The sequence below is a fragment of the Acidimicrobiales bacterium genome (assembly GCA_036399815.1).
GTDB lineage: Bacteria > Actinomycetota > Acidimicrobiia > Acidimicrobiales > DASWMK01 > DASWMK01.
The window spans coordinates 1-10,000 of sequence record DASWMK010000143.1; the positions used below are offsets into that span (position 1 = coordinate 1).

A 10,000-nucleotide genomic window follows, 5' to 3' on the forward strand; every position below is an offset into this window, starting at 1 on the left:
GCGGCCGCGGACCGGGGTCGGGCCGGTGACGGTGAGGGTGGCGCTCACGGGCGCCCCAGCGGGGCGACCGAGGCCCGGTAGCCGCGGGCGGCCAGGCCGTCCCGCAGGCGGGCGCCGGCCTCGCCGTCGACGAGGAGCAGCAGCACGCCCCGGTCGCCCTCGGCCGAGTGGGCGATCTCGAGGTCGGCGATGTCGGCGCCGAGGTCGGTGGCCAGGGTGGTGACCTCGGCCAGCACGCCGGGCCGGTCGGGCACCGGGACCCGCAGCTCGACCAGGCCGGCCGGCCGGGCCCACCGGGCCGGCAGGTTCGACCGGGCCGACCTCGCCCGTTCCAGCGCGGTGAGCAGGGCCCGGCGGTCGCCGGCCGCCACCACGGCCCGAACGTCGGCGAGGGTGGCCAGGAGGCGGTCGAGGGCGGCGACGATGGCGTCCCGGTTCTCGCCGCACACGTCGGGCCAGATGGCCGGCGTGCCGGAGGCGACCCTGGTCATGTCCCGGAACCCGCCGGCGGCCAGGCGCAGGAGCGCCGGGTCCTCCCCCGCCCCCTCGGCAGCGAGGGCCATGAGCGCCGCCGCCGTCAGGTGGGGCACGTGGGAGACGACGGCGACGATCTCGTCGTGGCGCTCGGGTGGGAGGGCGACGACCTCCGCCCCGAGCGAGGTGACGGCGGCGTGGACGGCGGCGTAGGCGTCGGGGTCGGTGTCGGCCGTCGGGGTCAGCACCCAGGTGGCGCCCTCGAACAGGTCGGCGCTGGCCCCGTCGACCCCGTCCTGCTCCGAGCCGGCCATCGGGTGGCCGCCCACGAACCGGGGCGAGCCGACGGCGGCGACGACCGGCGCCTTGACCCCGCCGACGTCGGTCACCACCCCCGGCCCCCTGGCCAGCGCGGCGGCGGCCTCGGCGGCGACCGCGCCCACCGGGGTGGCGACCACCGTGAGGTCGGCGGCCGGGTCGAGGCCGACGGCGTCGACCGCCCCGACCTCCCTGGCCCGCTCGGCCCTCGCCCCGTCCCGGTCGGTGCCGGTGACGTGCCAGCCCTGGCGGCGCAGGGCGAGGCCGACCGAGGCGCCGACCAGCCCGGTCCCGACGACGGCGGCCCTCGGCGTCACTGGGCCAGGTCCAGCCGCAGGTCGACCGCCCCCTCGAGGTAGACGTGCTCGAGCTCGTCCCTGGCCCGCTCGGTCGTCAGGTGGATCAGCACCCGGATGCAGCGGGGCTTGCCGCCGTCCACGTCCAGCTCCTGCGCGCAGAGCAGGGGGACGGCGCCGAAGCCGACGGCCCGGGCCGCCTCCGCGGGGAACATCGAGCGCACGTCGGCCGTCGCCGTGAACAGCACGCTGATCAGGTCGTCCTCCACCACGCCGTTGCGGGCCATCAGCTCGGAGAGCAGCGCGACGACGCGCTCGCGGACCTGTTCGGGGGTGTCGGCGTCCACGGTGGTCGCCCCTCGGAGGGCTCGGACGGCGGGGGGCACGACGGCCGATGCTATTGCCCCGCCCGCCCCGCCTCCGTGCCCGGCCCGTCGCCGCCCCGGGCCTGGCCGCCACGGCTCTCCCCGCTCGGAGCCTCACCGCCGCGGCCCTCCCCGCTTCGAGAGTCACCGCTCGGGGCCTCGCCGCTCCGGTCCTCGCCGCTCTGGGCCTCGCCGCCTCGGGCCTCGCCGCTTGGGACCTCGCCGCCCCGGGCCTCGCGGCCGGCGGCCGGGCCACCGGCGGCGGCCCGCTCCAGCGCCCGGACCTCGTCGACCTCCAGGCGGCGCCAGGCGCCGGGCGGCAGGCGGCGGTCGGCCAGCGGGCCGATTCTCGTGCGCACCAGCCGGGTCACCGGGTGGCCGACGGCCTCGCACATGCGCCGGACCTGGCGGTTCCGCCCCTCGTGGATCGTGATCCGCAGCAGCGACGGCCCCACCTGGGCGACCCTGGCCGGCGCCGTCCGCCCGTCCTCCAGGTCCACCCCCTCCCGCAGCCGGCGCACGGCCGCCCTCGTCGGCCGGCCCTCGATGGCGACCAGGTACTCCTTGTCCACGCCGAACGACGGGTGGGTGAGCCGGTGGGCGAGGTCGCCGTCGTTCGTGAGGAGGAGCAGGCCCTCGGTGTCGGCGTCCAGCCGGCCGACCGGGAACACCCGCGGCTCCGCCGGCACGAGCTGGACGACGGTGGGCCGGCCCTGGGGGTCGGCGGCCGTGGTCACCACCCCGGCCGGCTTGTTCAGCAGGTAGTGGACGAGGTCGGGCCGGACGCCGATGGGCACGCCGTCGACCGCCACCCTCGCCCGCTCGGGGTCGACCCGCCGCCCAAGGAGGGCGACCTCGCCGTCGACGGTCACCCGGCCGGCCTCGATCAGCTCCTCGCACACCCGCCGGCTCCCGAGCCCGGCCCTGGCGAGGACCTTCTGGAGGCGCTCGCCCTCGGCCTCAGGCACTCCCGGCGTCGGCCTCGGCCCCGGCCTCGGGCGGCGTGCGCAGCGAGTGCTCGAGCGCCTCGGCGACGTCCGGCCCGGGCACGAACTCGCCGAGGGGCGGGAGGTCGGCCAGGCCGTCGAGCCCGAGCCGCTCGAGGAACAGCCGGGTGGTGCCGAACAGGACGGCCTGGCCCGGCCCGCTGTCCCTCGCCACCTCCTCCACGTAGCCCCGCTGCTGGAGCGTGCGCAGCACGCCGTCGACGTTCACCCCCCGGATGGCGGCGACCTGGGCCCGGGACACGGGCTGCTTGTAGGCGACGATGGCGAGGGTCTCGAGGGCGGCGGCCGACAGCCGGGCCGACTGGCCCTCGAGGGCGAACCGCTCGACGTAGGCGGCGAGGTCGCCGGCGCTCTGGTAGCGCCACCCGCCGGCCACCCGCACGAGCTCGAAGCCCCGGCCCTCGGCCCGGTAGGCGGCGGCCAGCGCCGCGCACGCCTCGTCCACCCGGGCCGGCGCCACCTCGAGGAGCTGGGCCAGCAGGTGGGGGTCGACGGGGTCGATGGCGACCATGACGATCGCCTCGATGGCCCTCGCGATCTCGGGCTCGGTCATCCCTCGTACGCGTCCACGGTGGTGAGGTCCACGAGCGGGCGGCCGTCCTCGTCGCCCTCGGCCCCGACCCAGACGATCTCGATGTCGCCGAACGAGCCCCGCTGGTGGAGGTCGACGAGGCCCCGGCGGAACAGCTCGAGGATGGCGAGGAAGCGCACGACCACGTCGAGGCGGGCGGCCAGCGAGGCGGTCAGGCGGCGGAACCCGATGCGGCCGACCCGGGGCAGCTCGTCCACCAGCTCCTCGACGGCGTCGGTCACGCTCGCCCTGATCGGGGCGACGTGGTCGAGGTCGACCCGGGGCGCCGGCTTCGGGGCCACCGCCCGCAGGAACGCGGCCCGCAGGTCGGCCGGCGCCACCCCGGCCAGCAGGTCGGGGGCCACGTCGGCGAAGCGCTCGTCCGGCCCGGCCACCCGGGGCAGCGAGCGCCCGGCCCGGTCGGCGAGGCGGCCGAGGGCGAGGGCCGCGTCCTTGAACGTCTTGCACTCGAGCAGGCGGGCGAGGAGGAGGTCCCGCTCCTCCCAGAGGGCGAGCTCCTCGTCGAGGTCGACGTCGTCGGCGCCGGGCAGCAGGCGGCTGCTCTTCAGCTCCACGAGGGTGGCGGCGATGAGCAGGAACTCGGTGGCGACCTCGAGGTCGACGGCGCCCGCCTCCCGCCGGATCCGGTCGAGCTCGCCCAGGTAGGCGTCGACGATCCTGGCCAGGGGCACGTCGTAGAGGTCCACCTGCTCCTTCAGGATCAGGTGGAGCAGGAGGTCGAACGGCCCCTCGAACACCGGGGTCGACACCTCGTAGGCCATGGCGGCCATCGTACGAGCGGGCACCCGGCCGGTGGCGCACCCCCGCCCCGCCTACGATCGGCGGATGCCTCGGGTGTTCTCCGGCATCCAGCCGAGCGGCGACCTGCACCTCGGGAACTACCTCGGCGCGCTGCGCCGGTTCGCGTTCGCGCAGCACGAGGCCGACTCGTTCTTCTGCATCGTCGACCTGCACGCGCTGACCGTCCCCCAGGACCCGGTGCGGCTGCGGGCCCGCACGATCGAGGCGGCCGCCCTGTACCTCGCCGTCGGCCTCGACCCCGACGTGTGCACCCTGTTCGCGCAGAGCCACGTCGCCGAGCACACCGGGCTCGCCTGGCTGCTCGAGTGCACGGCCAGCTTCGGCGAGCTGCGGCGGATGACCCAGTTCAAGGAGAAGAGCGAGGGCCAGGACTTCGTGTCGGCCGGGCTGTTCACCTACCCGGTGCTGATGGCCGCCGACATCCTCCTCTACGACACCGACGAGGTGCCGGTGGGCGACGACCAGCGCCAGCACCTTGAGCTGACCCGGGACGTCGCCATCCGCTTCAACTCCCGCTTCGGCGACGTGTTCCGGGTGCCCGAGGCCGCCATCCCCCGGGTGGCGGCGCGGGTCATGGACCTCCAGCGGCCGACGGCGAAGATGTCGAAGTCGGCCGACTCGCCCCAGGGCACCGTGCTCATCCTGGACGACCCGGCCGTGATCGACCGCAAGTTCCGCCGGGCGGTGACCGACACCGGCACCGAGGTCGTCTACGACCCCGAGGAGAAGCCCGGGGTGTCGAACCTGCTCTCGATCCTGGCCGCCGCCACCGACCGGACGCCCGAGCAGGTGGCCGAGGGCTACTCGCAGTACGGCCCGCTGAAGGCCGACACGGCGGCCGCGGTGATCGAGCTGCTGCGGCCCGTGCAGGAGCGCTACCGCGAGCTGGCCGCCGACCCCGGGACGGTCCACGCCATGCTGGCCAAGGGCGCGGGCAAGGCGGAGCCGGTGGCGGTCGCCACCCTGGCCCGGGCCAGGGACGCGGTCGGCCTCGTGCCCAGGGGCTGAGCCGGCCCGAACGACCCCCGAGTCGCGGCTCGGTCCTCTTCCGGCGCGCGTGCCGAGGCGGCCGAGCCGTCGGGCGCCCGTGCCGGCGCGGTCGAGCGGGCTCAGTCGTCGTCGGCGGCGTGCAGCGCGGCGGCGACGTCGGCCGGCAGGCTCCACCGGTCGGCCGGCAGGTGGTGCTCCCTCGCCCAGGCGACCGTCACCGGGTCGCTGCCGGCGAGGGCGAGGAGGTCGGCGCCGATGTCCGGGTGGCGCAGGTAGAGGCCGACCCGGCGGGTGAAGCCCCGCCCCTCGGACCACATGCCGGCCGTCTCGCGGCCGGCGACCATGGCGGCCAGGGTGGCCACCACCCGGCCGTAGGTGCCGAGCCCGGCCTCGACCTTGCCGACGTCGTGGAGCAGGGCGGCGGCCACCACCGGCCGGTCGGCCCGGTCGCCGAGCGCGGCGGCGGCCCGCCGGGCCACGCCGACCGCGTGCCGCCGGTCGGCCCTCGACATGCGCCCCCACAGGTCCGCCTCCCCCGCCACGAGGTGGGAGCGGGCCCAGGCGTCGTCGCCGGCCGGCGGGCCGAACGGCCAGAGCGACCCGGCGAAGCGCCGGACGAGGTGCGCCGCCCCGCCCACCGTCAGAGCAGGCCGGCCCAGCGGTCGATGGCCCAGCCGAACACACCGTCGAGGGCGCGCGGCGCCAGCAGGATCACGGCCAGCACCACCCCCATCGACCAGCGCCTGGCCCGGTGCCAGGCGGGCAGCACGCGGGCCGGGAGGAACCGCTCGACCAGCGCCGACCCGTCGAAGGGCGGCACCGGCAGCAGGTTGAACACGGCGAGGACCACGTTGACGACGCCGGTGAGCACCAGCGCGAGGCGGACGTCGCCGTGCGGGTCGAAGGCCCGCAGGGCGAGCGCGGCGGCGAGGGAGAGGAGCAGGTTCGTGGCCGGTCCGGCGAGGCTGACCCACAGCAGCTGGCGGCGGGGGTCGCGGAGGCGGGACGGGACGACGGGCACGGGCTTGGCCCAGCCGATCACCCCGGCGCCGGACAGGGCGAGCAGGGCGGGCAGCAGGATCGTGCCGAACGGGTCGACGTGGGGCAGCGGGTTGAGCGTGAGGCGGCCGGCCCGCTTGGCGGTGTCGTCGCCGAAGCCGAGGGCGACCACTCCGTGCGCCACCTCGTGCAGGATCACCGACGGCACCAGCACGGCGATCAGCAGGACGGTGGTCGTGCTCACCACCCCGAGGCTACGGGCCGCCGCCCGCCCGGCGGAGTCGCCGCCCGCTCACCGGCGGGGCTCAGGCGTGGTCGATGCAGAAGCGGGTGGCCGGCATGGCCTCGAGGCGGGGCTCGGCGATGTCCCGGCCGCACACCTCGCAGCGGCCGTACGAGCCGCCGTCGATCTTGCCGAGCGCCCGCTCGACCTCGACCAGCTGGTCACGCAGCGAGTTGACGAGCACCTTGACCTCGCCCTGCTCGGCGGCCACCTGGCCGGAGTCGGCGAAGTTCTCGTCGAAGGTCAGGAAGCCGCGCCCCTCCGGCACCAGCTCCTGCAGCTGGCGCCGCAGCGACTCGCGCTCCTCCTCCAGGGAGGCGCGCAGGGTGGCGACGACCTGTTCCTGCATGGCGGACCAGGCTAGCGCCGACGGGCGCGGGGGTGGGACCGTTCGTACACCTGCCACAGCCGCTCGGTCGACACCATCGTGTACACCTGCGTCGTCGAGATGGACGCGTGGCCGAGCAGCTCCTGCACGGCCCGCACGTCGGCCCCGTGGTCGAGCAGGTGGGTGGCGCACGAGTGGCGCAGCACGTGGGGGGTCAGGCGGTCGTCCAGCCCGACCCGGCGGCCGTGCTTGCGCACCACCCCCCAGGCCCCCTGGCGGGTCAGCCGGCCACCCCTCGCGTTCAGGAAGACGGCCTCCGCGTCCCCCCGCCGGGCCCAGCGCCCGGGGACCAGCTCGGGCCGGCCGCCCGGGCCGAGCCAGGCGGCGAGCGCCTCGCGCGCCATGCGACCGAGGGGGACGACCCGCTCCTTCGACCCCTTCCCGAAGGCCCGCAGCAGCGCGGCGCCGAGGTCGACGTCGGCGAGCGACAGGCCGACCAGCTCCGAGATGCGCAGCCCGGTCCCGTACAGGACCTCGAGGATGGCCCGGTCCCGCCGGGCGACGGCGCCGTCGCCGACTACCGCGGCGATCAGCGCCCCCACCTCGTCCTCGGACAGCGCCTTCGGGAGCCCGGCGGGCACGCGAGGGGTGGCGACGTCCGCGCCGGGGTCGCTCCCGGTCAGCCCCTCCTCGGCGAGGAACCGGTGCAGCGAGCGCACGGCGACGGTCGCCCGGGCGACGCTGGCCGGCGCCCGGCCCTCGGCCCGCAGCCGGGCGACGTACCCGGTGACGACCGGCTCGTCCACGTCGTCGAGGCCCAGCCCGGCGGCGACCAGGTGGGCCCAGTAGGCGCGGAGGTCACGGCGGTAGGCGGCGAGGGTGGACGGCGACCGCCCCCGCTCGGCGGCCAGCCAGGAGAGGAACTCCTCGGCCTCGAGGGGCAGGGGCGGCGGCGGGTCAGCGGACGCCGAGGCGCTCACGGGCCAGCAGCAGGCCGATGATCGTCTTGGCGTCGACGATGTCGCCGGCCGCGATCCTCGCCGGCACGTCGGCGAGCGGCACCCGCTCGACGGTCATGTGCTGCTCCTCCACCCCCTGGAGGTCGGTGCCGACCGACGACAGGTCCTCGGCCAGGAACACGTGCGCGTGCTCGTCGCAGAAGCCGGGGGTGTTGAAGAACTCGCACAGCCGGGTCAGCCGGCCGGCCCGCAGCCCGACCTCCTCGGCCAGCTCCCGGTGGGCGGTCGACTCGGGGTCGCCGTCGTCGGCGTCGACCTTGCCGGCCGGGATCTCGAGCAGCAGCCGGTCGATCGCCGCCCGGTACTGCCGCACGAGCACGGCCGACCCGTCCTCGACCGCGACGACGGAGACGGCGCCCGGGTGGCGCACCACCTCCCGCTCGAAGCGCTCGCCGTCGGGCGCCTCGAACGTGCCCTCGACGACGGTGACGACGTGCCCCCGCCAGACCTCGCGCTCGTCGACCTGCCGGAAGCCCCCCACCCTCAGGCGACGGGGACGGCCGGCTCGGGCACGACGTCGACGTCGAACAGCGGCGGCTTGCGGCCCTCGGCCCGCTCCAGGGCGGCGGCCACGAGGTCCCGGAACAGCGGGTGGGGCCGGTTGGGGCGGCTCTTGAACTCCGGGTGGGCCTGGGTGCCGACCCAGAACGGGTGGCCGACGAGCTCGACGAACTCGACGAGGCGCCCGTCGGGCGACGACCCGGAGCACCGCAGCCCGGCGGCGACGAAGCGGTTGCGGTAGGCGGGGTTGAACTCGTAGCGGTGGCGGTGGCGCTCGGACACGACGGTCCTCCCGTAGATGCCGGCCACCTGCGACCCGGGCTCCAGCTCGGCCACGTAGGCCCCGAGCCGCATGGTGCCGCCGAGGTCGGTGACTCCCCGCTGGGTCTCCATGAGGTCGATCACCTTGTGCGGGGCGTGCGGGTCGAACTCGCTCGAGTTGGCCCCGCCCAGGCCGAGCACGTTGCGGGCGAAGTCGATGGTCATCACCTGCATGCCGAGGCAGAGGCCGAGGCACGGCACCCCGTGTTCCCTCGCCCACGCGGCGGCGGCGATCTTCCCCTCGATGCCCCTCGACCCGAAGCCGCCGGGGATCACGATCCCGTCGAGGTCCCGCAGCCGGCCCTCGGCCAGCAGCCCCTCCACGTCCTCGGCCTGCACCCAGTCGATGTCGACCCTGGCGCCGTGGTGGAAGCCGCCGTGGCGGAGCGCCTCGACGACGGAGAGGTAGGCGTCCGGCAGGCTGACGTACTTGCCGACGATGCCGATCCGCACCCGCCGGGTGGCCGCCTCCATGCGCCGGACGAGCGCCTCCCACTCGGACAGGTCGCAGCGCCGGTCGGCGAACCCGAGGAGCCGGCAGACGGCCGTGTCCAGGCCCTCCTCGTGGAGGACGAGCGGGATCTCGTAGATGTTCGAGGCGTCGGCGGCGTTGACGACGGCGTCGAAGGGCACGTCGCACAGGTCGGAGATCTTGCGCTTCAGGGCGTCGGAGATCGGCGTGGACGACCGGCAGACGATGGCGTCGGGCTGGATGCCCCGGCTGCGCAGGTCGGTCACCGAGTGCTGGGTGGGCTTGGTCTTCTGCTCGCCCGACGGGCCGATCCCCGGCACGAGCGTGACGTGGACGTAGCAGACGTTGTCCCGGCCGACGTCGAGGCGGAACTGCCGGATGGCCTCGAGGAACGGAAGGATCTCGATGTCGCCGACGGTGCCGCCGATCTCGGTGATGACCACGTCGGTCTCGTCGTCGTCGAGCCTCGTGATGCGGCGCTTGATCTCGTCGGTGATGTGGGGGATGACCTGCACGGTGCGGCCGAGGTAGTCGCCCCGGCGCTCGGCGTTCAGGACGGCCTGGTAGATCGACCCGGTCGTGGCGTTGGAGTCGCGGGAGAGGGCGACGTCGGTGAACCGCTCGTAGTGCCCGAGGTCGAGGTCGGTCTCGCCGCCGTCGTCGGTGACGAACACCTCGCCGTGCTCGAACGGGTTCATCGTGCCGGGGTCGACGTTGATGTACGGGTCCAGCTTCTGGAGCTTCACCCGCAGCCCGCGGGCGGTGAGGAGGCGGCCCAGCGAGGAGGCGGTGAGGCCCTTCCCGAGTGAGCTCGCCACCCCGCCGGTGACGAAGATGTGCTTGGTCCGGGCGCTCATCCCGCTGGCCTCCTCGGTGCGACCGTGGCGCTCAACGGGATCCCAACCTACCGCGGCGCCCCGCCGTCGCGGGTGGATGGCAGTCGCCCGGCCCGGTCGAGCGCCCGCAGCGGCGCGAACCGGTCGATCACCCGGCTGAACGAGACGACCTCGCTGGCCAGGTTCAGCGCCGCCACGCCGGCCAGGGTCGCCCACCGCCCGCCGGCGCCGGCGGCGACGACGACGCCGAGGCCGACCGCCCCGCCGAGGGCGTTGGCGCCGGCGTCGCCGAGCATGAGCCGCTCGCGGAGGTCGTCGACCACCAGCCCGAGCGACGCCCCCACGACCACGGCGACGGCGTCGAGCCGGGCGCGGGCGCCGGCGACGGCGACGACGGC

General features: G+C 75.8%; 13 protein-coding genes. 1 reads left to right on the top strand and 12 read right to left on the bottom strand.

What is annotated here, in order from left to right; translation table 11 throughout:
- Positions 1–44 precede the first annotated feature (44 nt).
- From VGB14_10145 to VGB14_10165, 5 genes are read right to left on the bottom strand one after another with little or no spacing between them, the layout of a single operon-like run.
- Positions 45–1,109 (bottom strand): prephenate dehydrogenase/arogenate dehydrogenase family protein, encoded by a 1,065-nt coding sequence (locus tag VGB14_10145; protein HEX9993276.1) that lies wholly within the window; start codon positions 1,107–1,109, stop codon positions 45–47.
- Complete coding sequence (gene aroH / locus VGB14_10150; GenBank protein HEX9993277.1) at positions 1,106–1,474, bottom strand: chorismate mutase; 369 nt, start codon at positions 1,472–1,474, stop codon at positions 1,106–1,108. Before aroH ends, VGB14_10145 begins: the two co-directional genes overlap by 4 nt.
- Positions 1,475–1,485: 11 nt before the next feature.
- Positions 1,486–2,421 (bottom strand): pseudouridine synthase, encoded by a 936-nt coding sequence (locus VGB14_10155; GenBank protein ID HEX9993278.1) that lies wholly within the window; start codon positions 2,419–2,421, stop codon positions 1,486–1,488.
- Positions 2,414–3,013, bottom strand: coding sequence for an SMC-Scp complex subunit ScpB (gene scpB, locus VGB14_10160; GenBank protein HEX9993279.1), 600 nt, complete (start codon positions 3,011–3,013; stop codon positions 2,414–2,416). Before scpB ends, VGB14_10155 begins: the two co-directional genes overlap by 8 nt.
- Positions 3,010–3,813, bottom strand: coding sequence for a ScpA family protein (locus VGB14_10165; protein ID HEX9993280.1), 804 nt, complete (start codon positions 3,811–3,813; stop codon positions 3,010–3,012). The genes scpB and VGB14_10165 overlap by 4 nt, the downstream gene beginning before the upstream one ends.
- A gap of 64 nt (positions 3,814–3,877) precedes the next feature.
- Between VGB14_10165 and trpS the strand changes: the two genes are divergently transcribed.
- Positions 3,878–4,861: a tryptophan--tRNA ligase gene (gene trpS, locus VGB14_10170; GenBank protein ID HEX9993281.1), complete on the top strand. Its 984-nt coding sequence runs from the start codon at positions 3,878–3,880 to the stop codon at positions 4,859–4,861.
- Between the two features lie 101 nt (positions 4,862–4,962).
- Here trpS and VGB14_10175 read toward each other — a convergent pair whose 3' ends face one another.
- The 7 genes from VGB14_10175 to VGB14_10205 form a co-directional block, all read right to left on the bottom strand.
- Positions 4,963–5,481, bottom strand: a complete 519-nt coding sequence (locus VGB14_10175) for a hypothetical protein (GenBank protein ID HEX9993282.1) — start codon at positions 5,479–5,481, stop codon at positions 4,963–4,965.
- Between the two features lie 2 nt (positions 5,482–5,483).
- Entirely contained in the window at positions 5,484–6,086 is a 603-nt protein-coding gene (locus VGB14_10180) for a site-2 protease family protein (protein ID HEX9993283.1), read from the bottom strand.
- Between the two features lie 61 nt (positions 6,087–6,147).
- Positions 6,148–6,474, bottom strand: a complete 327-nt coding sequence (locus tag VGB14_10185; protein HEX9993284.1) for a TraR/DksA C4-type zinc finger protein — start codon at positions 6,472–6,474, stop codon at positions 6,148–6,150.
- 11 nt (positions 6,475–6,485) lie between these two features.
- Positions 6,486–7,433, bottom strand: a complete 948-nt coding sequence (locus tag VGB14_10190; protein ID HEX9993285.1) for a site-specific tyrosine recombinase XerD — start codon at positions 7,431–7,433, stop codon at positions 6,486–6,488.
- Positions 7,411–7,953, bottom strand: a complete 543-nt coding sequence (locus VGB14_10195) for an NUDIX hydrolase (protein HEX9993286.1) — start codon at positions 7,951–7,953, stop codon at positions 7,411–7,413. The genes VGB14_10190 and VGB14_10195 overlap by 23 nt, the downstream gene beginning before the upstream one ends.
- Before the next feature lie 2 nt (positions 7,954–7,955).
- Entirely contained in the window at positions 7,956–9,623 is a 1,668-nt protein-coding gene (locus VGB14_10200) for a CTP synthase (GenBank protein ID HEX9993287.1), read from the bottom strand.
- Between the two features lie 47 nt (positions 9,624–9,670).
- Positions 9,671–10,000 (bottom strand): hypothetical protein (locus tag VGB14_10205; protein HEX9993288.1); only part of this gene is annotated, 330 nt, incomplete at its 5' end.